Annotated in this window: 21 protein-coding genes and 4 tRNA genes; 24 read left to right on the top strand and 1 reads right to left on the bottom strand. The window is 64.9% G+C overall.

Translation table 11 applies throughout. From position 1 onward, the window contains the following. The first annotated feature begins 130 nt into the window (after positions 1 to 130). The 21 genes from ruvB to G332_RS0103070 all read left to right on the top strand — a co-directional run bounded on the left by ruvB (position 131) and on the right by G332_RS0103070 (position 19,127). Positions 131 to 1,174 carry a Holliday junction branch migration DNA helicase RuvB gene (gene ruvB, locus G332_RS0103170; RefSeq protein WP_019625548.1) on the top strand — a complete coding sequence of 348 codons (1,044 nt, stop codon included), beginning with the start codon at positions 131 to 133 and terminating at the stop codon, positions 1,172 to 1,174. After that, positions 1,171 to 1,590, top strand: a complete 420-nt coding sequence (gene ybgC, locus G332_RS0103165; RefSeq protein ID WP_019625547.1) for a tol-pal system-associated acyl-CoA thioesterase — start codon at positions 1,171 to 1,173, stop codon at positions 1,588 to 1,590. The genes ruvB and ybgC overlap by 4 nt, the downstream gene beginning before the upstream one ends. Positions 1,591 to 1,623: 33 nt before the next feature. Then, positions 1,624 to 2,298, top strand: coding sequence for a protein TolQ (tolQ, locus tag G332_RS0103160; RefSeq protein WP_026340552.1), 675 nt, complete (start codon positions 1,624 to 1,626; stop codon positions 2,296 to 2,298). 3 nt (positions 2,299 to 2,301) lie between these two features. After that, positions 2,302 to 2,751: a protein TolR gene (tolR, locus tag G332_RS0103155; protein WP_019625545.1), complete on the top strand. Its 450-nt coding sequence runs from the start codon at positions 2,302 to 2,304 to the stop codon at positions 2,749 to 2,751. A 330-nt stretch (positions 2,752 to 3,081) separates the two neighbouring features. Beyond that, entirely contained in the window at positions 3,082 to 4,095 is a 1,014-nt protein-coding gene (gene tolA, locus G332_RS0103150; protein WP_019625544.1) for a cell envelope integrity protein TolA, read from the top strand. Between the two features lie 33 nt (positions 4,096 to 4,128). Then, positions 4,129 to 5,415, top strand: coding sequence for a Tol-Pal system beta propeller repeat protein TolB (gene tolB, locus G332_RS0103145; RefSeq protein WP_026340551.1), 1,287 nt, complete (start codon positions 4,129 to 4,131; stop codon positions 5,413 to 5,415). Between the two features lie 124 nt (positions 5,416 to 5,539). Further along, positions 5,540 to 6,100: a peptidoglycan-associated lipoprotein Pal gene (gene pal / locus G332_RS0103140; RefSeq protein ID WP_019625542.1), complete on the top strand. Its 561-nt coding sequence runs from the start codon at positions 5,540 to 5,542 to the stop codon at positions 6,098 to 6,100. Positions 6,101 to 6,115: 15 nt separating this feature from the next. After that, on the top strand, positions 6,116 to 6,949 hold the full coding sequence (gene ybgF, locus G332_RS0103135; RefSeq protein ID WP_019625541.1) for a tol-pal system protein YbgF: 834 nt from the start codon (positions 6,116 to 6,118) through the stop codon (positions 6,947 to 6,949). Next, positions 6,946 to 7,641 (top strand): 7-carboxy-7-deazaguanine synthase QueE, encoded by a 696-nt coding sequence (gene queE, locus G332_RS0103130; RefSeq protein WP_019625540.1) that lies wholly within the window; start codon positions 6,946 to 6,948, stop codon positions 7,639 to 7,641. The genes ybgF and queE overlap by 4 nt, the downstream gene beginning before the upstream one ends. A gap of 1 nt (position 7,642) precedes the next feature. Beyond that, positions 7,643 to 8,329 (top strand): 7-cyano-7-deazaguanine synthase QueC, encoded by a 687-nt coding sequence (queC, locus tag G332_RS0103125; RefSeq protein WP_026340549.1) that lies wholly within the window; start codon positions 7,643 to 7,645, stop codon positions 8,327 to 8,329. A gap of 127 nt (positions 8,330 to 8,456) precedes the next feature. Further along, positions 8,457 to 9,728: a YeeE/YedE family protein gene (locus G332_RS0103120; protein WP_019625538.1), complete on the top strand. Its 1,272-nt coding sequence runs from the start codon at positions 8,457 to 8,459 to the stop codon at positions 9,726 to 9,728. A gap of 140 nt (positions 9,729 to 9,868) precedes the next feature. Continuing rightward, positions 9,869 to 9,944, top strand: a tRNA-Lys gene (locus G332_RS0103115). 130 nt (positions 9,945 to 10,074) lie between these two features. Further along, a tRNA-Leu gene (locus tag G332_RS0103110) sits at positions 10,075 to 10,161 on the top strand. An 82-nt stretch (positions 10,162 to 10,243) separates the two neighbouring features. After that, positions 10,244 to 11,551: a trigger factor gene (tig, locus tag G332_RS0103105; RefSeq protein ID WP_019625537.1), complete on the top strand. Its 1,308-nt coding sequence runs from the start codon at positions 10,244 to 10,246 to the stop codon at positions 11,549 to 11,551. Next, positions 11,548 to 12,189, top strand: coding sequence for an ATP-dependent Clp endopeptidase proteolytic subunit ClpP (clpP, locus tag G332_RS0103100; RefSeq protein WP_019625536.1), 642 nt, complete (start codon positions 11,548 to 11,550; stop codon positions 12,187 to 12,189). The genes tig and clpP overlap by 4 nt, the downstream gene beginning before the upstream one ends. A gap of 134 nt (positions 12,190 to 12,323) precedes the next feature. Further along, the gene (clpX, locus tag G332_RS0103095; RefSeq protein ID WP_019625535.1) at positions 12,324 to 13,604 is read left to right on the top strand and encodes an ATP-dependent Clp protease ATP-binding subunit ClpX; all 1,281 of its coding nucleotides are present in this window, start codon (positions 12,324 to 12,326) and stop codon (positions 13,602 to 13,604) included. An 83-nt stretch (positions 13,605 to 13,687) separates the two neighbouring features. After that, on the top strand, positions 13,688 to 16,153 hold the full coding sequence (gene lon, locus G332_RS0103090) for an endopeptidase La (protein ID WP_019625534.1): 2,466 nt from the start codon (positions 13,688 to 13,690) through the stop codon (positions 16,151 to 16,153). 262 nt (positions 16,154 to 16,415) lie between these two features. Next, entirely contained in the window at positions 16,416 to 16,688 is a 273-nt protein-coding gene (locus G332_RS0103085) for an HU family DNA-binding protein (RefSeq protein ID WP_019625533.1), read from the top strand. Between the two features lie 11 nt (positions 16,689 to 16,699). Beyond that, a tRNA-Val gene (locus tag G332_RS0103080) sits at positions 16,700 to 16,775 on the top strand. 39 nt (positions 16,776 to 16,814) lie between these two features. Then, positions 16,815 to 16,891 (top strand) — tRNA-Asp (locus tag G332_RS0103075). Between the two features lie 349 nt (positions 16,892 to 17,240). Then, positions 17,241 to 19,127 carry a SurA N-terminal domain-containing protein gene (locus G332_RS0103070; RefSeq protein ID WP_019625532.1) on the top strand — a complete coding sequence of 629 codons (1,887 nt, stop codon included), beginning with the start codon at positions 17,241 to 17,243 and terminating at the stop codon, positions 19,125 to 19,127. Positions 19,128 to 19,283: 156 nt separating this feature from the next. Here the strand turns inward: G332_RS0103070 and G332_RS0103065 are convergent, their stop codons facing one another. After that, entirely contained in the window at positions 19,284 to 20,084 is an 801-nt protein-coding gene (locus tag G332_RS0103065; RefSeq protein WP_019625531.1) for an enoyl-ACP reductase, read from the bottom strand. Positions 20,085 to 20,468: 384 nt separating this feature from the next. Here G332_RS0103065 and G332_RS0103060 point away from each other — a divergent pair, with 384 nt between their 5' ends. From G332_RS0103060 to G332_RS0103050, 3 genes are read left to right on the top strand one after another with little or no spacing between them, the layout of a single operon-like run. Continuing rightward, on the top strand, positions 20,469 to 22,328 hold the full coding sequence (locus tag G332_RS0103060; RefSeq protein WP_019625530.1) for a peptide-binding protein: 1,860 nt from the start codon (positions 20,469 to 20,471) through the stop codon (positions 22,326 to 22,328). Between the two features lie 42 nt (positions 22,329 to 22,370). Continuing rightward, a complete protein-coding gene (locus G332_RS0103055) occupies positions 22,371 to 23,750 on the top strand; it encodes an ABC transporter permease (RefSeq protein ID WP_019625529.1) in 1,380 nt (459 codons plus the stop codon). Continuing rightward, entirely contained in the window at positions 23,743 to 24,999 is a 1,257-nt protein-coding gene (locus G332_RS0103050) for an ABC transporter permease (protein ID WP_019625528.1), read from the top strand. Before G332_RS0103055 ends, G332_RS0103050 begins: the two co-directional genes overlap by 8 nt. The last annotated feature ends 1 nt before the right edge of the window (position 25,000 follow it).

Genomic DNA, 25,000 nt, shown 5'->3' with positions numbered 1-25,000 from the left:
CCGCGCGCGCAGCCGATCCGTCCCAAACCCCACCGGCTCCTGGCGCATCTGCACCATCTGTGGTTCCCCGAGGGCGAAAACCTGCGCTTGCCCTGTAAACGGGACGGGCGGCCATGCATACTGCGGGGCTATGGAATCACGCCTGGTGGATATGCAGAGTCGGTCCGAAGAGGAGCGGGCGGAGGTCAGCCTGCGTCCGAAACGCCTCGCGGACTACACCGGTCAGCCGCGGGTGGTGGAGCAACTGGGGCTGTTCATCGAGGCTGCGCGCGGGCGTGACGAGGCCCTGGATCATACGCTGGTGGCGGGTCCGCCCGGACTTGGCAAGACCACGCTGGCACACATCGTCGCCAACGAGCTGGGCGTGGGGCTGCGCCAGACCTCCGGTCCGGTGCTGGAAAGGGCCGGTGATCTGGCGGCCATCCTGACGGCGCTGGAGCCGCGTGATGTTCTGTTCGTCGACGAGATCCACCGTCTGCCGACCGTGGTGGAGGAGGTGCTGTACCCGGCCCTGGAGGACGGTCAGCTGGATATCGTCATTGGCGAGGGGCCGGCGGCGCGCTCGATCAAGGTGGACTTGCCACCGTTCACGCTGGTGGGTGCGACCACCCGCGCGGGCCTGCTTTCGGCGCCGTTGCGTGACCGGTTTGGCATCGTGCAGCGGCTCGATCATTACACGGTTGAAGATCTGGCGCATATCGTGGATCGTGCCGCAGGCTTGCTGGGGGTGGGGATTGAGCCCGAGGGCGCGGCCGAGATTGCTCGCCGCGGCCGCGGTACCCCGCGTCTGGCCAACCGCCTGCTGCGACGAGTGCGAGACTTCGCCCAGGTGCGGGCGAACGGCGTGGTGACCCTCAAGGTTGCGGCACAGGCGCTGGATCTGTTGGCGATCGACGCCTCCGGGCTGGATGCCCAGGACCGTCGCCTGCTGGAGGTGCTGGTGGAGAAGTTCGATGGTGGCCCGGTCGGGGTCGAGAGCCTGGCCACGGCGATGAACGAGGATCGTGGCACGCTGGAGGATGTGGTGGAGCCTTTCCTGATTCAGCAGGGTTACCTGCAGCGCACGCCGCGTGGCCGCCAGGCGACCCGGCGCACGCTGGCGATGTTCGGCTTGACGCGTATGGACGAGGGCGATTTGCTGATGCCCGCAGCGGAGGGCCCGCGCCCGTCATGACTGCAGCATTCGAATGGCCGGTGCGGGTGTACTACGAGGATACCGACGCCGGTGGTGTGGTCTACCACGCCAATTATCTGAAGTTCATGGAACGCGCGCGCACCGAATGGCTGCGCGCCCTCGGCTTCGAGCAGGACCGGCTGCGGTCCGAGCACGGGCTTGTGTTCGCCGTGCGGCGTCTGGCGGTGGAGATGCAGCGCCCCGCGCATTTCAACGAGGCCCTGACAGTCACCTGTCAGGTTACGCGCATGCGCCGGGCCAGCGTCGAGTTCGAGCAGGTCGTGCAGCGCGCGGCGACGGCGCTGGCAGTTGGCGAGGTGGCCATTGCCTGTGTCGATGTGGCCCGGCAGGCGCCTGTGGCGATCCCCGACGAAGTGGCGCGCGCGATGCGGGCGGCGGACGGAACAACGGCATAACCGGAGATGGAACAAGTGACAGTCGACTTTTCGATGTACCAGCTGATCATGGACGCCAGTCTGATCGTGCAGCTGGTCATGGTGATCCTGGTGATCGCCTCGGTACTCTCCTGGCTGGTGATCATCATCAAGTCGCGTTCGCTGAATGCGGCCCGGCGCGCCAGTGACGAGTTCGAGGAGCGATTCTGGTCGGGCGCGGATCTCTCGCATCTGTACGAGGGGGTGCGGCGCAAATCCGAGATGTCCAGCATGGAGCACGTGTTCTCCTCGGGCTTCAAGGAGTTTCTGCGGGCGCGCCAGCATGGCATGGCGGCAGGCGAGCCCGCTTACCGTGCGATGCGCGTGGCCATTGCACGCGAAACGGACGAGATGGAACGCTATCTGCAGTTTCTCGCGACGGTCGGCTCCACCAGCCCGTACATCGGCCTGTTCGGGACTGTGTGGGGCATCATGCATGCCTTTCTGGGGCTGTCCGGGGTGCAGCAGGCCACGCTTGCGATGGTGGCGCCGGGGATTGCCGAGGCGCTGATTGCCACCGCGCTGGGCCTGTTCGCGGCGATCCCGGCGGTGATTGCTTATAACCGTTTTGCCGGCGATGTCGACAGGAATGCGTCGCGACTGGAGAACTTCAGCGACGAGTTCGTGGCCCTGCTGAACCGCCAGGGTGCGGCCAAGGCCGCTGCGGGCGCTTCCGGGGCTACGGTCTGAACCATGGCCGAATCGCGTCGTAACAGCCGCCGTCTGCGGCGGCCCATGTCGCAGATCAACGTCGTGCCGTTCATCGACGTGATGCTGGTTCTGCTGATCATCTTCATGATTACGGCCCCGATGCTGCAGCAGGGTGTGGAGGTCGATCTGCCGGAGGCCGATGCCGAGGCCCTTGATGAGGACCCGCAGGCCGCCGAGCCGCTCGTGGTCAGCGTGGATGCGGCGGGCGCCATGAGCCTGAACCAGGGTCCACACGTGAACGAGCCGCTGGCACCGCAGGAGATGACCGAGATCGTGCGTGATTTCCTGGCACAGAACCCGGGCACCCCGACCTACGTACGCGGCGATCGCAACGTGGATTACGGTCGCGTGATTGATGCCATGGTGGCCCTGCAGCGTGCTGGCGGCGGCCGGGTGGGCCTGATCACCGAACCGCCGCGCGATGATAACTAGGGAAACACTGTTTCATGTACACACTTGCGTTGGCACCCCAGGTTATCCGAGACAAGGCGCGTCGCGCAGCGGGTAGTGGTTCTACTCGCCCGTTTCTGATGGATTCGGGACGCAACGCAGGATCGGGGAACCAGGGGTGCCAACCCCGCCAGCCATTGAGAGCAGTGGCGCGGCCGCCCGTTTTTGATAACAACGGGCGCGCGCGCCGCGTTGCAACTCCCTTGTGCAGAATGATTGCACGGCAGTCACCGCGTATTAAACGCACGCAAAAGCGACTCGCGCGCGAGCGTGTACATGAATCAGTGTTTCCCTCGGACTGAGCCACACACCGTGTTCGAGCTCCTGCGCCGCCATCCTTTCAGCCTGCTTCTGGTCCTGCTCCTGCATGGCATCCTCTTCGCTGCGTTGCTGCTGAACGTGAGCCTGGTGTCGTCGAGTGCGACCGGCGCCGCGGTGGAGATCGGCACTCAGCAGGATGTCGAGGTGATCGATGCGGTCGTAGTGGATGCAGAGACCTTCGATCGCGTTGCGCATGAACGCGAGGTGGCCGAGCAGGAGCGGGTTGCCGAGGCCCTGAGGGCCGAGGAAGAACGGCGTCGTGCCGAAGAACAGGCGCGGCGTGAGGAGGAGCGGCGCCAGGCCGAAGAGCAACGCCGCCGCGAGGCCGAAGAACGCGCCCGCCAGGAGGCCCTTGAGGCCGCCGAACAGGCCCGGCGTGAGGCCGAGGAAGAACGTCGGCGGGCGCAGGAGGAGGCTGCGGCCGAGCGCGAACGCATTCGCCAGGAACGCGAGGCGGCGGAACAGGCGCGCCGCGAGGCCGAAGAGGCGCGCGAGCGCGAGGAGGCGGAACGGCGGGAGCGCGAGGCCGCGGAGCGCCAGGCCAGGGAAGAGGCAGAGCGGCGCGAGCGCGAGGAGGCCGAACGCCGCGAGCGGGAGGAGGCGGAGCGCCGGGCCCAGCAGGCGCGGGAGCTGGAAGAACAGCGTCGCCGCGAACAGATGGAGGCGGAACGTCAGCGCATGGCCGAGGCCGCGGAGCGGCGCGCGGCGGCTGCACGCCAGGCCCAGCAGGCGCAAGAACTTGACGAATGGCGCGCGCAGGTGCAGGCGGTGGTGCAGCGACGCTGGCGGCAACCATCGGGTCTGGATGCATCGGATCGTGCCATTGTTCTCGTGCGTGTGAACGAGACGGGGCGTATCATCGACTTCAACATTGAGAGCTGCTCCGGCGGAACTGCCTTCTGCGAGTCGGTGCGGCAGACCATGGATCGCCTGACCTCGCTGCCGCGTCCATCGGATGCAGAGGCCGTGCGGGACGGGGTGCGGATCCGTTTTGAACCGGATTGACCGGCCCGTTGAGTCGGGCGCGCAGGGAGTACCATGCAACGAATGATTCGCGCAATGCTGCTGGGGTTGATGCTGTTGGGCTCCACCCAGGCCCACGCAGTGCTGGAAGTGACGGTGACCGAAGGGGTTACCGGCGCCATTCCGGTGGCCGTGGCCCCGTTCGCCTGGGAGGGTGAAGGTCGCCCGGATGAGGATGTCGGTCGAATCCTGGCGGCGAATCTGACCCGCAGCGGGCTGTTCGAGGTCGAACGTGAAGGCCTGCCTCCCGTGCCTTCCGGTCCGGTCGATTTTCTGGCTCAGCCGTGGGCCGATGCCGGTATGGAGTACCTCGTAACCGGATCCAAGCGTCCGGACGGTGACGACGTGATCGTCGAGTTCCACGTATACGATATCCTCGCGGAGGAACGCCTGGGAGGCTGGCGTATTCCGGTGCCGGCCGATCTGCTCCGGCGTGGTGCCCACCGCGTGTCGGATATCGTCTATGAGCAGATCACCGGGGATCCGGGGGCCTTCAGTGCGCGCATCGCGTTTGTCAGCGTGGACCGCCAGGACGATGCGCGCACCTTCAGCCTGGAAGTGGCCGACTCCGACGGCGCCAACCCGCGCACCCTGTTCCGTTCGCGGAAGCCGATCATGTCCCCGGACTGGTCGCCGGACGGGCGTGAGCTGATGTACGTGTCCTTCGAGAACCGTCGCTCCGAGGTGTTTCGACAGAATGTGGAAACCGGCGAGCGCTCCCGAATCGCAAGCTTCTCCGGGATCAACAGTGCCCCGGCCTGGTCGCCGGACGGTCGCCAGCTGGCGCTGAGTCTGTCGCGCGATGGTTCGCCGAACATCTATGTGATGGACCTGGCCTCCGGCGATCTGCGCCAGCTGACCCGTTCCAGGGCCATCGAGACCGAGCCGGTCTGGTCGCCCGATGGCGAGACCATCTATTTCACCTCCGACCGCGCGGGTGGTCCGCAAATCTATGCCCAGCCGGTCAGTGGTGGCAGTGCCCGTCGCCTCACCTTCGAAAGCGGCTATGCGGCGGCGGCGACCGTGTCCCCGGATGGCCGCTCGTTGGTTTACGTCGAGGGCGGCGGGGGTGGATTTCGGCTGGCGCGGCTGGATCTGGATGACCGGCGTGTGACGCAGCTCACGGATGGGCGCGATGCGGAGTCGCCAAGCTTTGCCCCCAATGGCAGCATGATTCTGTATGCCATGACCGACGCGGGACGGGGTTTGCTCGGCTCGGTAAGCCGCGATGGTCAGGTGCACCAGCGCATCGCCGCTCGCGAGGGCGAGGTCCGCGAGCCTGCCTGGTCGCCCCCGAACTGATGGCCATGAATGGTGATGGCCGTCTATGGATTGTCTCCCGGGGAAACACATGCGCCCGTGTTTCCCCGACGCATCTGGTTCAGCTGATCTTCCAAACCTGCCTGCTCCCGAGGAAACCAAAGCCATGAATACCGTGTTCCGTCTGACCCTGGCCGCCATCGTGATGGCGGCACTGTCGGCTTGTGCGACCCCGACCCGAGATGCCGACGAGGCCGAGCGTGCGGCCGAACGCGAGGCGGCAGCCGAGCAGGAACGTGCCGAGCGCGAGGCTGCCGAGGCCGAGGCACGTGCACTGGGTCGCGATCGTCAGTTCGATGCTGCGGCCCTGGATGATCCCGACAGCCCGCTCGCCGAGCGTCTGGTGTATTTCGACTTTGACCGCGACGAGGTGAAGTCCGAGTTCATGCCGATGCTGGAGGCCCATGCGGCGTACCTGTCGGAGAACCCGGGCGCGCGCATGCGTCTGGAAGGTCATACCGACGAGCGCGGCACGCGCGAATACAATCTCGCACTGGGCGAACGCCGGGCGCAGTCGGTCCGGCGCGTATTGAACCTGAACGGGGTTTCGGATGACCAACTCGAGGTCATCAGTTATGGTGAAGAAATGCCGGTCGCCTTCCAGCAAAACGAGGAGGCCTGGTCCAAGAATCGCCGGGTCGAGCTGGTCTACGAGTCGCGGCGGTAAGCAACGGGAAACGCCATGTCCTTGATGTACAAGACGTCTTGTGGAGATGCCCCCTCGGGGGCATTTCTGTTTCGGTTCTCCGGGTATTCGCTGGCTCTGACCGCCGGTCTGCTCGGGGCGCTTGTCGCACTCCCCCTGCTGTCGGGTTCGGCCGGGGCTCAGGACAGTTCTGTCTTTGCGACCCAGGCGCAGATCCGCCAGGTCGAGCAGCGTCTGGACCGGATCGAGCGCGTGCTGGATTCCAGCGCGATGAACGAGTTGCTGCAGACCTCGGAGACGCTTGGCCGTGACCTGCGCGAGCTACGTGGCGAGGTGGATACGCTGCGTCACGAGGTGGACCGGCTCTCGACCCGGCAGCGGGATCAGTTCCGTCACCTCGATGAACGCGTGGCCGCGGTCGAGGGGGGCGCGCTGGCGCCGGAGGTGGGCACAGGCCAGGAGGTGGTCCAGCTGGATCTGCCGGAGGCCGATGAGCACGAAGCCTACCAGGACGCCTTCGATGACCTGATGTCCGGGGACTATGCAAGCGCCATGGGCAAACTGGAGCGCTTTATCGAGACCTTCCCGGACGGGCTGTTCGCGGCCAATGCCTGGTACTGGCTGGCCGAGGCGAAGTACGCCAGCGGCGACTTCGAGGCCGCACTGGAGGATTTTCAGCGCCTGCGCGAGGAGTTCCCGGACAGCGACAAGAGCGGCGATGCGCTGTTGAAGATCGGTTATTCGTATTACGAGCTGGAGGACTTCGACGCCGCGCGCGCGGCGCTGGAAGCCGTGCGCGCCGACTACGGTGGCACTACCCTGGATCGTCTGGCCCGCGAGCGCCTGCGGCGTATCGACGCGTCCCAATGACCCGCACCCTGCTGCGCGATGCCCGCAGCACCGAATCGGCCGACCCGGGCCGGCGCGGCCTGCGCATTAGCGAGATGTTCGTATCGCTGCAGGGCGAGGCGGCCCAGGTGGGCTGGCCCACCGCCTTTGTGCGCCTGACCGGCTGTCCGCTGCGCTGTCGCTGGTGCGACAGCGCGTACGCCTTCGAAGGAGGCACTGTGTACCGCCCGGACTCCATCCTGGACTGGGTCGCGCGCAGCGGGGTGCGCCATGTCTGCGTGACGGGGGGCGAGCCGCTGGCGCAGCCGGGTTGCCGGCCTCTGCTGGAGGCCCTGTGCGACGCGGACTACCACGTCTCGCTGGAGACCAGCGGGGCGCTCGATGTGGCCGGCGTGGACCCCCGCGTCGTGATCGTGATGGACTGGAAGGCCCCCGCCTCGGGCGAGCTCCAGCGCAACCGTCCCGGAAACATCGCGTGCCTCAAGGCGGGGGATCAGCTCAAGTTCGTGCTCGCCGACCGCGCTGACTTTGACTGGGCGCGGGACGAGTGCGCCCGACTGGACCTGGCACCGGAGGTGGAGGTGCTGTTCTCCCCGGTGTTCGGCGAACTCGAGCCACGCATGCTGGCCGACTGGATTGTTGCCGAACGTCTGCCCGTGCGCTTCCAGGTGCAGCTGCACAAGCTGCTCTGGGGCGACCAGCCGGGGCGCTGAGATGCATCGCGACACGGAGAGAGCAGTGGTGCTGCTGTCGGGCGGGCTCGACTCCGCAACCTGCCTGGCGATGGCCCGTGCCGAGGGGCTGGACTGCCATGCCCTGTCCATCGATTACGGGCAGCGCCACCGGACCGAGCTGGCGGCGGCCCGCCGTGTTGCGGCGGCGCAGCGCGTGACCGATCATCGCGTGGTCACTGTGGATCTCACCGCGATCGGTGGTTCCGCGCTGACCGATCCCGGGATCGCGGTGCCAACCGCCCCGACCGAGGGTATTCCGGTCACCTACGTGCCGGCCCGCAATACGGTGTTCCTTGCCCTCGCGCTCGGGCTTGCCGAGACCCTGGATGCGCGCCTGCTGTACGTGGGAGCCAACGCCGTGGACTATTCCGGATACCCGGATTGCCGTCCGGCCTTCGTTGAGGCCTTTCGTGACCTGGCGCAGGTCGCTACTCGCAGTGGCGTGGAAGGCGTGGCCTGGGAAGTGCGGGCCCCGCTGATGCATCGGTCCAAGGCGGAGATTATCCGCGCGGGGGTCGACCTCGGGGTCGATTACAGTCAGACCGTCAGTTGTTATCAGGCGGATCACGATGGCCGCGCCTGCGGCCAGTGCGACAGTTGCCGTATCCGGCGCGAGGGCTTCGCGGCCGCTGGCGTGCCCGATCCCACCCGCTATATCACCGCCTGAGCGGCCGCCGGCGGCCACTGCGCGACCCCGGAATGAAAAGCAGGTCGAACTCGTCTAGCGTCCGATGTATGCTGCGCACCCTTTGGGTGCAGGCGTGTCCTGAAACCTTTCATCGAGAGGAAACGCAATGGAATTCTCCAGTTTCTCAACCGCTGCGATGGCGTTCCTGGGAGGTACGTTCATCCTTGCCTTCATCATGGGGGCCGTGGCGAACAAGACCAATTTCTGCACCATGGGCGCCGTTTCCGACTGGGTGAACATGGGGGATACCGGGCGCATGCGCTCCTGGTTGCTGGCGATCGCGGTGGCTATGCTGGGGGTCAGTACCCTCGAATTCTTCGGCGTCCTGAGCGCCGAGGGTTCCTTCCCTCCCTATCGGATGGAAAACCTGAACTGGCTCGGTCACGTGCTGGGTGGCTTCCTGTTCGGTATCGGCATGACGTACGGCTCGGGCTGCGGTAACAAGACCCTGGTGCGTGTCGGTGGCGGTAACATCAAGTCGGTGATGGTGATGATCCTGATCGGCGTGGTGGCTTACCTCCTGCTCAGCACCCAGCCGGTGTTCGGTACCGGGCAGACCCTGAACCAGTTGCTATTCGGCTGGATGGGTAACACCTCCATCACCCTCTCCGGTGGCCAGGATCTCGGCTCCATTGTCGCCGGCGACAACGCCACTGGCGCCCGTCTGGTGCTGGGGCTGCTGATTGGTGTGCTGCTGCTGGCCCTGATCTTCAAGGCTGCAGACTTTCGCAAGAGCTTCGACAATATCCTGGGTGGTCTGGTCATCGGCCTCGTGGTGGTGGGTGCCTGGTGGCTGACCAGCAACGTGCAGATCGCGGACGACATGGGTGATACCTATACCCCGACCGCCTATCTGAGCGATTGGGAATTCCTCGGCGAGCCGGGAGAAGACCGTCCGGCCGACCAGGTGCGGTTCTGGGAAAACCAGTCGTTTACGTTCATCGCGCCGATGGGCCAGAGCGTGGGCTATGTGAAGGAAGGCTTTGATAGCCGCTTCCTGTACTTCGGTGTGGTCGCGCTGGCGGGGGTGATCCTGGGGTCGTTCTTCTGGGCCCTGATCTCGCGCAGCTTCCGCATCGAATGGTTCTCGTCCTTCCGTGACTTCGGGAACCACTTCGTTGGCGGCATCCTGATGGGGGTGGGCGGCATCCTCGCGATGGGCTGTACCGTGGGGCAGGCAATCACCGGGGTTTCGACGCTTGCGCTTGGTGGTTTCCTGACCTTCGCCTTCATCGTGTTCGGCTCTGCGCTGACAATGAAGATCCAGTACTACAAGATGGTCTACGAAGACGAGGCCACCTTCGGCAAGGCCCTGGTCACCTCGCTGGTGGACATGAAGCTGCTGCCGGGGGGTATGCGTAAGCTGGAAGCCATCTGACGGGGTCGCGGCGGGGGAAATGCCTTGCGTTTTCCCCGCCGGGCCGTAAACTACGCGACGCAGGTGGTTCGGCAATCCGGCCCCTGCCAGGCAGGATGGTCGGGCGGTGCCCCCGGGGCGGCGTCGGACCAGGACGAGACGGGTCGTTAGCTCAGTTGGTAGAGCAGTTGGCTTTTAACCAATTGGTCGTAGGTTCGAATCCTACACGACCCACCATCTTTCCGGTCCCCGGACCGGCACAAGGGCCCGTTCATACGGGCCTTTTGTGTTTGTGGGCGGGGAACACGCTAGAATGGACGGTTGTTGCGCGGTAATCGCGCGCGAGACGAGCGTTTTCTGCAAGATCGCGAAAGTGGCGGAACTGGTAGACGCGCTGGGTTTAGGTCCCAGTGGGGTAAAACCCGTGAGAGTTCGAGTCTCTCCTTTCGCACCACCGTTCGCATTCCTACAAGCCATGAAGGTTACCACTGCGATCGGCAGGGATGACCGATATTCGAACTATGACGAGGCCCTCCATGCAAGTTTCTGTTGAAGCCACCGGCAACCTGGAACGCAAGATGACCATCCAGGTCCCCTCCGAGCGGGTCGACACCGAGGTCGACAATCGCCTGAAGTCCCTCGCCAAGCGGGTCAAGCTGGACGGTTTCCGCCCGGGCAAGGTCCCGCTGAAGGTGGTGCGTCAGCGCTACGGTTCCGGGGTCTATCAGGAAGTCCTGAGCGAGGTCCTGCAGGAGAGCTATCGCGAGGCGGTGCAGCAGGAAGGGCTGGAGCCGGCGGGGAATCCGAGCATCGAGCCGACCTCTCTCGAGGGCGGTGATGCGATCGAGTTCACCGCCAGTTTCCAGGTGTTCCCGGAAGTGGAAGTCGCCGACTTGTCGGGCGCCGAGATCGAACGTCTGGACGCGGAGGTCGCGGAGGAGGACATCGAGCGCGTAATCGATTCCCTGCGCGAACAGCACAAGGACTGGGCCGAAGTCACGCGTGAGGCGCAGGAAGGCGATCGCATCACGCTGGACTTTGCCGGCAGCGTCGATGGCGAGGCGTTCGAGGGTGGCAAGGCCGAGGACTTCCAGATCGAGGTGGGTTCCGGTCGCCTGCTCGAAGACTTCGAAAAGCAGCTCAAGGGCGTGAAGGCCGGCGAAGAGCCGACCATTGATGTCACCTTCCCGGAGGACTACCCGGCCGAACACCTGAAGGGCAAGACCGCGCAGTTCGCCCTTGCCATCAAGAAGGTCGAAGAACCGAAGCTGCCGGAGGTCGACGCGGCGTTTGCGCAGAAATTTGGCATCGAGGATGGCTCGGTGGAGCAACTTCGCGCCGATGTGCGGTCGAATATGGAACGCGAGTTGAACCAGGCGCTGAAGGGCAAGGTCAAGAACCAGGTAATGGAAGTGATTGTTGAACGCCACGGTTTTGATCTGCCGGATGCACTGGTGAAGTCCGAGATCAACCGCCTGCGCGAGGAGGCGGAGAAGCGTTTCGGCGGTGCCCAGCAAAGCCAGCCGCTTCCCGACAGCCTGTTCGAAGACGAGGCCAAACGTCGCGTGCGCCTGGGCCTTGCCCTGCGCGCGATTATTGAGCAGAAGGGCTTCGAGGTGGACGCCGACCGCGTGGAGCGCGACCTTGAAGAGATGGCGGCCACCTACGAGGATCCGGAAGAGGTGAAGAACTATTACCGTTCCAACCCGCAGGCGAAGAGCAACCTGGAGTCGCTGGTGCTGGAAGATCAGGTGGTCGACTGGGTGGTCGAGCAGGCTGCGGTTACCGCGAAGAAGTCCAGCTTCCAGGACGTCATGAACCCGAACAAGGAGTCGACTGAATGAGCCAAGACATGGCCGATCAGGGTGCGCTGCACACCCAGGGGCTGAACCTGGTGCCGATGGTGGTCGAACAGACCGCCCGCGGTGAACGCGCCTACGACATCTATTCCCGCCTGCTGAAGGACCGGGTGATCTTCTGTGTGGGTCCGGTCGAGGACTACATGGCCAATGTGATCGTGGCCCAGATGCTGTTTCTCGAGTCGGAAAACCCGGACAAGGAGATCAGCCTGTACATCAACTCCCCGGGCGGCGCGGTGACGGCCGGCATGGCGATCTACGACACCATGCAGTTCATCAAGCCGGAGGTGAACACCCTGTGCGTAGGCCAGGCGGCCAGCATGGGGGCAGTGCTGCTGGCGGGCGGGGCCCCCGGCAAGCGCCACGCGCTGCCGCATTCGCGGGTGATGATCCACCAGCCGCTGGGTGGTTTCCAGGGCCAGGCATCCGATATCGATATCCATGCCCGCGAGATCCTGAAGATCCGTGCAGAGCTGAACCGCGTGCTCGCCCACCACACCGGCCAGCCGGTGGAGAAGATCGAACAGGATACCGATCGTGACCGTTTCCTGACCGCAGACGATGCGAAGGAATATGGCCTGATCGACCATGTGCTGACCCACCGCAGCTCCGCGGACGCCTGATCCCGGTCGTCCGCGCCCGCGCCCCGGTACCCGGGGCGAGGCCTCAATACCGGACTCCAGTTCGGCCCGTTTGCAACCGCCTGCCAAACGGGGCATGTTCTGAAGAACACTGAAATCGCAACCGAGGCAAACGGATGAGCGACGAAACAACCCCCTCCGCTGACGGCAAGCTCCTGTACTGTTCTTTCTGCGGAAAGAGCCAGCACGAGGTGCGCAAGCTGATTGCCGGGCCATCCGTATTCATCTGCGACGAGTGCGTTGAGCTGTGCAACGACATCATCCGCGAGGAGATGCAGGAGGCCGGCCACGCCGAGCGGGATTCCCTGCCTACGCCGCACGAGATCCGCGCCATTCTCGATGACTACGTGATTGGCCAGAACTCGGCCAAGAAGATCCTGTCCGTCGCCGTCTACAACCACTACAAGCGGTTGCAGGCCAAGGCCGGCAAGGACGACGTCGAGCTGTCCAAGTCGAACATCATGCTGATCGGCCCGACCGGCTCCGGCAAGACTCTGCTGGCGGAGACCCTGGCGCGGGTGCTGAATGTTCCGTTCACCATCGCCGATGCGACCACGCTGACCGAGGCCGGTTACGTGGGCGAAGATGTCGAGAACATCATCCAGAAGCTGCTGCAGAAGTGCGACTACGACGTGGAAAAGGCCGAGAACGGCATTGTCTACATCGACGAGATCGACAAGGTCTCGCGCAAGTCGGACAACCCCTCGATTACCCGTGACGTGTCGGGCGAGGGTGTGCAGCAGGCCCTGCTGAAACTGATCGAGGGCACCACGGCCTCGGTGCCGCCGCAGGGCGGGCGTAAACATCCGCAACAGGAATTCCTGCAGGTGGATACCAGCAATATCCTGTTCATCTGTGGCGGGGCCTTCTCGGGACTTGAGAAGGTCATCCAGCAGCGCGCGGAGAAGGGCGGCATTGGTTTTGGCGCCGAGCTGCGCACCACCGAGGCAGCCAAGTCGGGCGGCCAGTGGTTGAAGCAGCTGGAGGCCGACGACCTGGTGCGCTACGGCCTGATCCCCGAGTTCGTGGGCCGTCTGCCGGTACAGGCGACGCTGGAAGAGCTGGATGAAGACGCCCTGATCACCATTCTGACGCAGCCGAAGAATGCCCTGGTCAAGCAGTATGCCCGCCTGTCCGAGATGGAGGGCGTGGAACTCGAATTCCGCGACGATGCCCTGTCCGCAATCGCGCACAAGGCGATGGAGCGCAAGACCGGGGCCCGTGGTCTGCGTACCATCATGGAGAACATCCTGCTCGACACCATGTACGAGCTGCCTTCAATGGAAGGCGTCAGCAAGGTGGTGATCGACGAGGCGGTGATCCGCGGCGATGCCGAACCCTATCTGGTCTACGAGAACGACTCGTTTGCCCAGAAGAAGGCGTCCGCGGATTCCTGACGGGAAGTGTCGCAGCATCCTTGAAAAAGGGTGCTGCTGCCCCCACTTCCTTCCGTACATTCGTCCAGCCCTGAGGGGGCAACATGACCGATACCCATACCTCCCAGAACGAGGTGGACTCCCCCGTCAAGCGCGTCGCGGTGCTGCCGTTGCGCGATGTCGTGGTCTATCCCCACATGGTCATCCCGCTGTTCGTCGGTCGCGAGAAGTCGATCCGGGCACTGGATTCGGCCATGGCCGAGAACAAGCAGGTAATGCTCGTGGCGCAGAAAAGCGCCGAGGTCGACGAGCCCGAGGTGGCTGATCTGCACGAGATCGGCACGCTGGGCAACATCCTGCAGTTACTGCGTCTCCCCGACGGCACCATCAAGGTGCTGGTGGAGGGGGCCCAGCGTGCCCGCGTGATGGATGTGTCCACCACCGGGGATGCGGAGAAGGAGGAGGACTACTTTGTCTCCGATATCCGGCTGATCGACGAGGAGTATGACAGCGAGGACAAGGAACTCGAGGTCCTCGGTCGCTCTGCGCTGAACCAGTTCGAGCAGTACATCAAGCTGAACAAGAAGGTCCCGCCGGAGATCCTGACCTCGCTGGCCGGGATCGACGACACCTCGCGTCTGGCCGACACCATTGCCGCGCACATGTCCCTGAAGCTCGAGGAGAAGCAGCAGGTCCTCGAGATTGCCAACGTGCGCGAACGCCTGGAACACCTGGTTGCCAAGATCGAGGGTGAGATGGACGTGCTGCAGATCGAGAAGAAGATCCGCGGCCGCGTGAAGCAGCAGATGGAGAAGTCCCAGCGCGAGTACTACCTGAATGAGCAGATGAAGGCCATTCAGAAGGAGCTGGGCGATCTTGAGGACGCACCGAACGAACAGGAAGACCTGGCCGAGAAGATCGAGAAGGCCGGGATGCCGGAGGAGGCCAGGAAGAAGGCCACCGCCGAGCTGAACAAGCTGAAGATGATGTCGCCGATGTCGGCCGAGGCCACTGTCGTGCGCAGCTACATCGACTGGCTGGTCAATGTCCCGTGGAAGAAGAAGACCCGGGTCAGCAAGGATCTGGCGCGCGCGGAAAAGATCCTCAACGAGGATCACTATGGCCTGGAAGAGGTCAAGGAACGCATCCTCGAGTACCTTGCCGTGCAGTCGCGGGTACGCAAGCTGAAGGGGCCGATCCTGTGTCTGGTGGGTCCGCCGGGTGTCGGCAAGACCTCGCTGGGGCAGTCCATCGCCCGTGCGACCAACCGCAAGTTCATGCGCATGGCGCTGGGCGGGGTGCGCGACGAGGCCGAGATCCGCGGCCACCGCCGCACCTACATCGGCTCGCTGCCGGGCAAGATCATCCAGAACCTGTCCAAGGTCGGGGTGCGCAACCCGCTGTTCCTGCTCGACGAGATCGACAAGATGGCGATGGATTTCCGCGGAGACCCCGCCTCGGCCATGCTCGAGGTACTGGATCCGGAGCAGAACCACACCTTCAGCGACCACTATCTGGAGGTCGATTTCGACCTGTCCGACGTGATGTTCGTGGCCACGGCCAACAGCATGCACATCCCCGGCCCGCTGCTGGATCGCATGGAGGTCATCCGCCTGTCGGGCTACACCGAGGACGAGAAGGTCAACATCGCCCACAACTATCTGCTGAACAAGCAGATCAAGGCCAACGGACTCAAGCCCGACGAGATTCATATCTCGGATGCCGCCGTGCGTGACATGGTGCGCTATTACACCCGCGAGGCGGGTGTGCGTTCGCTGGAACGCGAAATCGCGAAGGTCTGCCGCAAGGTGGCCAAGCAGCGCTTGCTGGCCAGCGAAAAGGAACGCTCCCGGACCACCTCGGTGACCCCGAAGGCCCTGGAGAAATATCTCGGTGTGCGTCGCTTCCGCTTTGGCCTGGCCGAGGAGAACGACCAGATCGGTCAGGTGACGGGGCTGGCCTGGACCGAGGTTGGGGGCGAGCTGCTGACCATCGAAGCCAGCGTCGTGCCGGGCAAGGGCAAGACGCAGCAGACCGGGAAACTGGGCGATGTGATGCAGGAATCCATCCACGCGGCCCTCACCGTCGTGCGTTCGCGGGCCGAGGCGCTGGGCCTGGACGAAGGCTTTCACGAGAAGAAGGACCTGCATATCCATGTTCCCGAGGGCGCGACGCCGAAGGATGGCCCCTCGGCAGGTATCGGGATGTGTACGGCCATCGTCTCGGCATTGACCGGAATCCCGGTACGCGCCGACGTCGCGATGACCGGCGAGATTACCCTTCGGGGGCAGGTCTTGCCCATCGGTGGTCTCAAGGAAAAGCTGCTGGCTGCGCATCGGGGCGGCATCCGCACGGTCCTGATCCCAGAAGAAAACGAAAAGGACCTGGTGGATATCCCGAAAAACATCAAGCAGAAGCTCGATATTCGGCCGGTCCGCTGGATCGACGAGGTGCTGGAAGTGGCCCTTGTTCACATGCCGGAGGGAAAACCGAGCGGCCACCCGGAAAAGGTCGAGGAAGTGGTGAAGCCAGCCAAGGAATCCGGGCGTCGACGGGTGCGTCATCACTAAGCGTCTGTAATGGTGCAGGAACCGCGAGGCCGGTTTTTCTCTGGTGTCACGGTTCCTGCGCGCATTCGTTTGTACGGGTTCAGTGATGGCATCCGTTCCCCGTTTGACTCACTTTCGGGGGGCTTGCTATAACCCCATCCGAACCATCTGATTTCATGACGCAGGGCAGGGGCGGGGCCATGGAGCCAAGCGCCCTGGTTGTTGTAAGCTATTGCTCGTCCCGCAGACAGCCTGAGTCACCACTGAGATAAGGAAGTACTTCATGAATAAATCCGAACTGATCGACGCCATCGCGGCGGAAGCCGATGTACCCAAGGCCCAGGCCGGCCGGGTCGTGGATGCCATGGTGAGCGTCGTGGGTGATACCCTCGCCAAGGGTGACCAGGTGTCCCTGGTTGGTTTTGGGACCTTCCTGGTGCGCGAGCGTGAAGCGCGCACGGGCCGCAATCCGCGCACGGGTCAGACGATTCAGATCGCCGCTTCGAAAACTCCTTCGTTCAAGGCTGGTAAAGCGCTCAAGGATCGAGTAAACTGATACGCTTTATCGGGTGCTTAGCTCAGTTGGTAGAGCGTCGCCCTTACAAGGCGAATGTCGGCGGTTCGAACCCGTCAGCACCCACCAAGTGCAACTCCGCTTACGGTTGCACTGCAGGAAGAATTCGGAGCGGTAGTTCAGTTGGTTAGAATACCGGCCTGTCACGCCGGGGGTCGCGGGTTCGAGTCCCGTCCGCTCCGCCAACACCGAAAAAGGCGCCCATGTGGCGCCTTTTTCTTTTTCAGCGACCACGAGCCACACGCCGCCGCGACGAAGGTTGAGGACGAAAACCTTCTCAGGGAGGCAGGAAGGGGTTTGACGGGGGCGTTTGACTGCGGGCGGCGGGTCGGCAGGCGCTCTCCGCGCAATCCGTCCATAACGAAAGGACCTCCCTGCCTTCCTGTGAATGGCCCTTGCGCTTCATCGCGGCGGCGTGTGCTGTGTGGTAGACAACTGACCTCTGGTGCAAGCGAAGACGCGCGCGGGCGCGCCTGCTACCATCGGCGGCTGATTCCCGATTGCCTTCCCACGGCGGAGTGAGCAGAGACCATCATGTTGCAAGCGATTCGTGACCGCGCCAGCGGCTGGCTGGCCTATGTAATCATCGGCCTGATCACCATTCCCTTTGCCCTCTGGGGCCTGGGCGAGTATTTCGGGGGTGCCGGCCCGCTGGTGGCGGCCGAGGTGAACGGCACGGATATCGCGGTGCGGGATGTCCACCAGGAGGCTCGGGCGCAGCGCGACGAGATGGCGCGGATGTTCGGGGGCGAGATCCCCGACGACGTACTCGATGAAGATGGCATCCGGATGCAGGCTCTGGAAACCCTGATTCGCCGGGAGTTGCTGCGTCAGGCCGCGGATTCGGCTGGCTTCAAGGCGGCCGGGGACAGCGTGCTGCGCGAGATTCGTGGGATGCAGGTCTTCCAGGAAGACGGGCGCTTCAGTCGCGAGCGTTACGGGCAGCTGTTGAGTGCCCAGCGCATTAGCCCGGCGGACTTCGAGCGGGATATTGCCCACAGCATCGTGATGTCGCAGATTCAGCGCGGCATTCAGGCCACCGGGGTGGTGGACACGGCGGTGGTGGATGATTACAGCCGGCTGCGTAATCAGACCCGGGTGGCGAGCTGGCGTCTCTTCCGTGCTGCAGATTTCGATCGCCCGGATGTGGTCGATGAAGATGCAATTCGGGACTTTTACGAGCGCAACCCCGATGAGTTTTCGACCACGGAGCGGGTGCGGGTGCAATACCTGCGTCTGGACCCGGAAGGCCTGGAGGCCGCGGTCGAACTGAGCGAGGACGATATCCGAGAACACTATCAGTTGAACCGGAGTCGCTACGAGGAGCCGGAACTGCGGGATGTGCGTCAGATTCGCATTCAGGATACCGATGCCGACGGCGAGGCCCGTATCCGCGAGCTGCGCGAGCGCCTGGATGCGGGCGAGGACTTTGCCGAACTGGCCGAGGCGTACTCCGAGGACAGTCTGACCGCCGATCGTGGTGGGCGCATGGGCGAGGTCGCGCGTGGCGATCTCGACTCCACCCTTGAGACTATTATTTTTACCCTGCCCGAGGGTCTGATAAGCCAGCCGGTCCGTACGGATCGTGGCTGGTTCATCCTCGAGGTCACGGGGATCGAGGCGGCCCGCCCGCAGCCGTTCGAGGAAGTACGGGATGATGTGGAGCGGGACCTGCGCGACCGCACGGCCGAACAGATGCAGATCGACGCGCTGGATGACCTGATGGCGCTGACCGTGGAATATGCGGACAGCCTCGAGCCGGCAGCTGATGCCACCGGGCTCCGGATTCAGACCAGTGAATGGTTCACGCGGGCCTCCGGCGACGGTATTGCCGCGCACCGCTCGATTCGCAATGCCGCGTTTGCGCCGCGGGTGCTGGAGGATGGCGGCAACAGTGAGGTGGTCGATCTGCAGGATGGCTCGACGGTGGTCCTGCGTGTCGACGCTCACGAGCCGTCAGAGGTGCGTCCGCTGGAGGCGGTGGCGGATACGATCCGCGAGCGCCTGCAAAGCCAGGCGGCGGCCGAGGCCGCACAGGCCGAGGGCGAGGCGCTGATCGAGCGCCTGCGTGACGCTGAGGACTGGAGTGCGGTGGCCGAGGGCGCTGACTGGCAGCGGTCGGTCGAGGTCACACGTGCACAGGCCGCCGATCTGCCGCGAGGGCTGCAGGAACACTTGTTCCGCATGCCGGCACCGGCCGAGGGCGACGTCGAGATTGCCGGCAGCCGGGTGGGGGATGGCCACTTCGCGGTGACCGTGCTGGAGTCGGTGCGTATGGGGGATGATCAAGTGACGCCCGCCGCCCGGCAGCAAGCCCGGGATCAGCTCGAGAATGCCTATGCCAGTGCCGAATTCCGGGCCTATCTCGCCTGGCTGGAAGACCAGGCGGATATCGAGCGCTTCCCGCGCGCGCTGGAATAGATCGGGGCGTGCAGCGAGGAGCCGGATAGGGCGGCCGCACGGCACGCTCCGGTAGTTGTCCCGCGCTGATCCGGCTGCCTGTCCGGAATAAAAAAAGCCCGGCCCGCTTATGCGGTGCCGGGCTTTTTTGTGCCTGCGGCAGGTGTTGCGTGCGGCCTATTTGTCGAGACCGATCTCGGCCGCGCCCAGACCCACGGTGCTGTAGCCGGAGTCGACGTGCATGACCTCGCCGGTGATGCCGGACGCCAGATCGGAGCAGAGAAAGGCCCCGGCATTGCCGACCTGGTCGATCGTGACGTTGCGGCGCAGCGGGGCGTTGGCCTCGACATGGTCGAGGATGCGGCGGAATTCGCCGATGCCGGCGGCTGCCAGGGTCCGGATGGGGCCGGCGGAGATGGCGTTTACGCGGGTGCTTTCCGGCCCCAGGGTATAGGAGAGGTAACGCACATTGGCTTCAAGGCTGGCCTTGGCCAGGCCCATTACATTGTAGTTGGGCATCGCCTTTTCGGCACCGAGATAGCTCAGCGTCAGGATGGAGGCATCGCGATCTTTCATCATCCCGCGCCCGGCCTTGGCCAGCGCAGCGAGGCTGTAGGAGCTGACATCATGCGCGATGCGGAAGCCGTCGCGGGTCATGTTGTCGAGGAAATCCCCTTCCAGTTGTTCCTTCGGTGCGAAGGCCACCGAATGCACCAGGATGTCGAGCCCGTCCCAGTAATCGTCCAGGTGTTCGAACACCTGTTCGATCTCGCGATCGTCCTCCACGTTGCAGGGCACGAGGATGTCGGAGTCGAAGTCCGCAACGATCTTCTCGACGCGGTCGCGCAGGCGCTCGTTCTGGTAGGTGAACGCGAGTTCCGCACCCTCGCGGTGCATCGCCGCGGCAATGCCGTAAGCGATGGAACGGTTGCTGGCCACGCCGACGATCAGGGCGCGCTTGCCTTTCAGAAACCCCATTTGCAACTCCTTGTGTTGAGCATTCGGTGTCGATGCACCCGGGAGCCTGCCGGATTCGGGCCTGGTGTGCTACGCGTAAGCAGGGAGGGCTTTTGCGTGCTTTCGATCGTTACATAGTCTTCACTATGCGCCTTGAGAGACCGAAAAAGGGTCTTGCTCTCCTGTCCCGCGCTCGCGACGATCGCCCAGACCCGGCAGGCTCCTGAACGGGCGGTCTCGACAGCGCCCGATGGCGGGGGAACCGCCTTCGAACGCGACTGTCTCGGGATCATACCGATGTGCCCGGGGTCCGGCCAGCACCCGTCGAGGGCGGCGCCGTGGACTGCTATAGTGCCGAACAGCGTGTCGCCGCCGGGTATGTGCCGCCGTGAAACTGGAGGTCCTGTGAGTCGTCATTTTGGTTGGATCATCACCCTGATCGTCCTCGGCATCCTGCTGCTGCTGGTGATGGTGCAGGTGGATCGCCAGTGGCAGCGCATGGCGGCGATGCAGAGCACCATGACGGAACAGGCGCGGGACCTGCGCGCCCTGCGTCGCAGCCTGCAGAGCCTGGAGGGGGATCTGGCCTCCGGCCGCTTCGCCGGGGCCGAAGCCGGACAGGCGCCGCAGGACGATGCGGTACCCTCGGCCTTCCGGCGCGCAGCCGAGGCTGCGACCGCGGAGGACTACGCCGAGGGCGACTGGCTGGTGCGGGCCTTTGGAACCGGCCTGGCCACCATTACGCCGTATGTATCCTCCGACGCTTATGCCTCCGAGGTGCAGGGCTATGTGATGGAATCGCTGGTGCAGCGTGATCCCGAGTCGCTGGAATGGCAGGGCCTGCTGGCCGAATCCTGGGAATTCGACGACAGCGGTACCGAGCTGACTTTCCGCCTGCGTCCGGGGCTGCAGTTTTCCGACGGCGAGCCGCTGACCGCTGCGGACGTGGAGTTTACCTTCGACTTCGTGATGACCGATGCCATCGCGGTACCGCGGGCGCGGGCCTCCCTGGAGAAGGTCGAGTCGGTGGAGGCGCTGGACGAGCGCCGCGTGCGCTTCGTGTTTGAGGAGCCCTTCTTCGACGCGGTGCGGGTAGCCGGTGGCCTGGACGTGCTGCCAAAGCATTTCTACGAGCGCTACCTGAATGAGCCCGAGACCTTCAACGAATCGCGCGGCATCCTGCTCGGGTCCGGCCCCTACCGGATGGAAGACCCCAAAGGCTGGACGCCGGATGCCGGGCGGGTCGAGCTGGAACGCAATCCGCGCTACTGGGGGCCGGTGGAGCCGCCCTTCGATCGCCTGGTGTGGCGGGTGATCCAGAATGACTCGGCGCGGCTGACCACCTTCCGCAACCGCGATATCGATGTCTATGGCGCGCGCCCGCGCGAGTATGCGCGGCTGCGCGATGACGAGGCCCTGCGCGAACGCGCCGACGCCTTCGAGTACATGAGCCCGACCGCCGGCTATTCCTATATCGCCTGGAACCAGAAGCGCGATGGCGAGCCGACCCGCTTCGCGGATCCCCGGGTGCGCCGCGCGATGAGCTACCTGACGGACGTCGACCGGCTGATCGAGGAGGTGATGCTGGGATATGCGGAACGTGCGATCAGTCCGTTCAGCCCGCGCAGTGACCAGCACAACCCCGAGCTGGACCCGATTCCCTACAATGTCGAGCGCGCGCTGGAACTGCTGGCCGAGGCCGGCTACCGCGAGAAGAACCGGGACGGGGTGCTGGTCAACGCGGATGGCGAGTCGTTCTCCTTTGACCTGGTGTACTTCCAGGATAACGAGGACACCCGGCGCATCGCCCTGTTCCTGCGCGATCTCTATGCCCGCGCCGGGGTCGAGATGCGCCCGCAGCCGACCGAGTGGTCCGTGATGCTGGAGCGGCTCAGCCGCCAGGACTTCGATGCCATCACCCTGGGCTGGACCAGCGGGGTGGAGGTGGACATCTACCAGATGTTCCACTCCAGTCAGACCGTCTCCGGCGGGGACAACTTCATCCATTACCAGAACCCCGAGCTGGACGCGGTGATCGAGGCGGCCCGCGGCGAGGTGGACGAGGCCGCGCGCATGGGGCACTGGCGCGAGGCTGAACGCATCCTGGTCGAAGATCAGCCCTACACCTTCCTGATGCGGCGCCAGACCCTGGCCTTCATCGACCGGCGTATCCGCAACCTCGAGCAGACCGCACTGGGTCTGAACCTCGGGTTCGTTCCGGTGGAGATCTATGTCCCCTTCGACCAGCAGCGTTACGGGCAGTAGGGCGGTGTACCCCGGGCGCCTGTCGGGCCGGCACGCCGCGCGATGCTGACCTATATCCTGCGGCGGCTGTTGCTGATGGTGCCGACCCTGTTCGGCATCACCGTGGTGGTGTTCACGGTTATGGCGGCCGCGCCCGGCGGGATCAGCGCGCTGACCCTGGTCGAGGGCCAGGGCCTGGAGCCGCAGGCGCAGAAGGCGATGGAGGAGTACTACAACCGCCTCTACGGTCTGGATCAGCCGCCACCGGTGCAGTTCGGACGCTGGCTGAACAACATCTCCCCGATCGGCTTTGCGCAGGACGAGGACGGCTCGCTCACCGGCTGGCCGCACCTGAAGGCCCCGAACCTGGGTACCAGTTTCCGCTACGGTCGGCCGGTGGCCGACCTGATCGCGGAGCGATTGCCGATCACTTTGCTGCTGAACGTGCTGTCGATCCCGCTGATCTACCTGATCGCGGTCGCGGTCGGGGTGCGCGCGGCCACGCGCCATGGCGAGGCCTTCGATTCGCAGTCCGGGGTGGTGCTGCTGGCGTTGTGGTCGGTACCGACCATGCTGGCCGGGGTGCTGTTGATCGGCTTCTTCGCATCGGACCAGTTCTGGCAGTGGTTCCCCACCGGCGGGCTCAGTCAGCGCGCGGCCCTGGACATGACCTTCCTGCCCACGGTGGAGGTGGTCTGGGCGCTGCCGCTGCTGCTGGTGCTGCCGTTTCTGGGGGCGGCGCTTGGCCTCTATCTGGCGCGCCATCTGCCCGCCCTGATTCGGGGTGGGCTGGGCGCAGCAATCGGGGCGGTCTGCGGCTGGTTGATGTTCCGCGATCTGGCCGTGGCCGGGGCCATCAGTACCACGGTCGCGGTCGGGATCGGGCTCGTGGTGGGCGGGCTGATGGCGCACAGCGACTGGGGCGTGCTACGCGGCTTCTATCTGGCGACCGCCGGCCTCGGGGCCGGACTGGCACTCGCGCTTGGCCTCGCGCCCGGCGAGATGGTGCCGGGCTTCCTGCTGGATCGGGCCTGGCACCTGGTGCTGCCGGTGCTGTGCCTGTCCTACGGCGGGCTCGCCTTTCTCGCCAAGCTGTCGCGTTCGGCGGTGCTGGAGAACTTGACCTCGGACTACGCGCGCACCGCCCGGGCCAAGGGCGTGTCCGAGCACGACGTGCTGTGGCGTCATGTGTTTCGCAATTCGCTGCTGCCGCTGATTACCGTGTCCGCAACCCTGTTGCCGTCACTGCTGGCCGGCTCGGTGATCGTGGAGGCGATCTTCTCCATCGACGGCATGGGCAAGCTCGCGGTGGAGGCGGTGCAGACCCGGGACCGCGAACTGGTGCTGTCGATTACCCTGATCTCCGGCGTGCTGACCCTGGTGGGCTATCTGCTGGCGGATCTGGCCTACGCCATCGTCGACCCGCGGGTGAACTATGACTGAGGCCGTGCGCGACCCGGATGCCGACCGCCGCAGCCGATCCTGGGCCCGGCGCGTCGTGGGCGAGGTCCTGCTGCGCTGGGGCGCGCGCCTGGGCATCGCCTGGATCGCGCTGCTGACCCTGATCGCGGTGCTGGCCCCGCTGCTGGCCAATTCGCACCCGCTGCTGCTGCAGACCGCCGATGGCGACTGGGCCGCGCCGTTTCTGCGCTATCTGAGCGCCGCCGACGTGACCCTGTTCGGCATGCTGCTGCTGGCGGCTCTGTTCTGGGCCGTGCCCGGCCGACCCTGGCGGCGCCTGCTGCTGTGGGGCCTGCTCAGTGCGATCCTGGGCGCGGTGGCCTGGCAGACGGTATCGCCACCGTCGCTGGTGGTCTACGAGCAGTATCGCGAGGCCGAGGCAGCCGGCGCCTACCAGGCGGTGATCCGGGCACCGATCCCGTATTCCGCGCGCGACTACCTGCGCGACTACGCCGATACCGGCCTGGAGGCCCCGCGCGAGGTCCCCGATCGGGTGCACTGGTTCGGCACCGACGACAACGGCGCCGACGTGCTCTCGCGCATGATCCATGCCTCGCGTATCGCGCTGTCCATCGGCTTCATCGCCACCGGTATCGCGCTCGGGATCGGCGTGATCCTGGGCGGGCTGATGGGCTACTTCTCCGGCATCGTGGACATCATCGGCATGCGCCTGGTGGAAATCTTCGAGGCGATCCCGACCCTGTTCCTGCTGCTGACCTTCGTCGCCTTCTTCGGGCGCTCGCTGTACCTGATGATGCTGATCATCGGGCTGACCTCGTGGTCCGGCTATGCGCGCTACGTGCGTGCCGAGTTCCTGCGCCTGCGCCAGCAGGACTTTGTGCAGGGAGCGATCGCCTCCGGGCTGTCGCTGCCGTCGATCCTGTTCCGGCATATGCTGCCCAATGGCATCGCCCCGATCCTGGTGGCGGCGAGCTTTGGCGTGGCCTCCGCGATCCTGGCCGAGGCCACGCTCTCGTTCCTCGGTCTGGGCCTGGTGGACGAGCCCTCCTGGGGGCAGATGCTGAACCAGGCGGTGCAGAGCTCCACCTTCAACTGGTGGATGGCCGCGTTCCCCGGCGGGGCCATCTTCCTGACCGTGTTCGCCTATAACCTGATCGGCGAGGCCTTGCGGGATGCGGTGGACCCGCATGCCCGCTCCGCGGCGCGCAGCCGCAACCGCGCCACCCCGGCGGCCGGCGCCGGGGGCGCGACTCGCGGCGGGGTGCGCTGAT

It is taken from the genome of Thioalkalivibrio sp. ALJT, assembly GCF_000381825.1.
In the GTDB taxonomy this organism is placed as follows: domain Bacteria; phylum Pseudomonadota; class Gammaproteobacteria; order Ectothiorhodospirales; family Ectothiorhodospiraceae; genus Thioalkalivibrio.
Note: the sequence above shows the minus strand (reverse complement) of the source record. Positions and strands in the feature narration are given on the sequence as shown.

What these genes read in the sequence shown, in the direction of transcription:
- ruvB (WP_019625548.1), top strand. Translation starts at nt 131, where the DNA reads ATGGAATCACGCCTGGTGGATATGCAGAGTCGGTCCGAAGAGGAGCGG.
- ybgC (WP_019625547.1), top strand. Translation starts at nt 1,171, where the DNA reads ATGACTGCAGCATTCGAATGGCCGGTGCGGGTGTACTACGAGGATACC.
- tolQ (WP_026340552.1), top strand. Translation starts at nt 1,624, where the DNA reads ATGTACCAGCTGATCATGGACGCCAGTCTGATCGTGCAGCTGGTCATG.
- tolR (WP_019625545.1), top strand. Translation starts at nt 2,302, where the DNA reads ATGGCCGAATCGCGTCGTAACAGCCGCCGTCTGCGGCGGCCCATGTCG.
- tolB (WP_026340551.1), top strand. Translation starts at nt 4,129, where the DNA reads ATGCAACGAATGATTCGCGCAATGCTGCTGGGGTTGATGCTGTTGGGC.
- pal (WP_019625542.1), top strand. Translation starts at nt 5,540, where the DNA reads ATGAATACCGTGTTCCGTCTGACCCTGGCCGCCATCGTGATGGCGGCA.
- ybgF (WP_019625541.1), top strand. Translation starts at nt 6,116, where the DNA reads ATGTCCTTGATGTACAAGACGTCTTGTGGAGATGCCCCCTCGGGGGCA.
- queE (WP_019625540.1), top strand. Translation starts at nt 6,946, where the DNA reads ATGACCCGCACCCTGCTGCGCGATGCCCGCAGCACCGAATCGGCCGAC.
- queC (WP_026340549.1), top strand. Translation starts at nt 7,643, where the DNA reads ATGCATCGCGACACGGAGAGAGCAGTGGTGCTGCTGTCGGGCGGGCTC.
- G332_RS0103120 (WP_019625538.1), top strand. Translation starts at nt 8,457, where the DNA reads ATGGAATTCTCCAGTTTCTCAACCGCTGCGATGGCGTTCCTGGGAGGT.
- tig (WP_019625537.1), top strand. Translation starts at nt 10,244, where the DNA reads ATGCAAGTTTCTGTTGAAGCCACCGGCAACCTGGAACGCAAGATGACC.
- clpP (WP_019625536.1), top strand. Translation starts at nt 11,548, where the DNA reads ATGAGCCAAGACATGGCCGATCAGGGTGCGCTGCACACCCAGGGGCTG.
- clpX (WP_019625535.1), top strand. Translation starts at nt 12,324, where the DNA reads ATGAGCGACGAAACAACCCCCTCCGCTGACGGCAAGCTCCTGTACTGT.
- lon (WP_019625534.1), top strand. Translation starts at nt 13,688, where the DNA reads ATGACCGATACCCATACCTCCCAGAACGAGGTGGACTCCCCCGTCAAG.
- G332_RS0103085 (WP_019625533.1), top strand. Translation starts at nt 16,416, where the DNA reads ATGAATAAATCCGAACTGATCGACGCCATCGCGGCGGAAGCCGATGTA.
- G332_RS0103070 (WP_019625532.1), top strand. Translation starts at nt 17,241, where the DNA reads ATGTTGCAAGCGATTCGTGACCGCGCCAGCGGCTGGCTGGCCTATGTA.
- G332_RS0103065 (WP_019625531.1), bottom strand. Translation starts at nt 20,084, where the DNA reads ATGGGGTTTCTGAAAGGCAAGCGCGCCCTGATCGTCGGCGTGGCCAGC.
- G332_RS0103055 (WP_019625529.1), top strand. Translation starts at nt 22,371, where the DNA reads ATGCTGACCTATATCCTGCGGCGGCTGTTGCTGATGGTGCCGACCCTG.
- G332_RS0103050 (WP_019625528.1), top strand. Translation starts at nt 23,743, where the DNA reads ATGACTGAGGCCGTGCGCGACCCGGATGCCGACCGCCGCAGCCGATCC.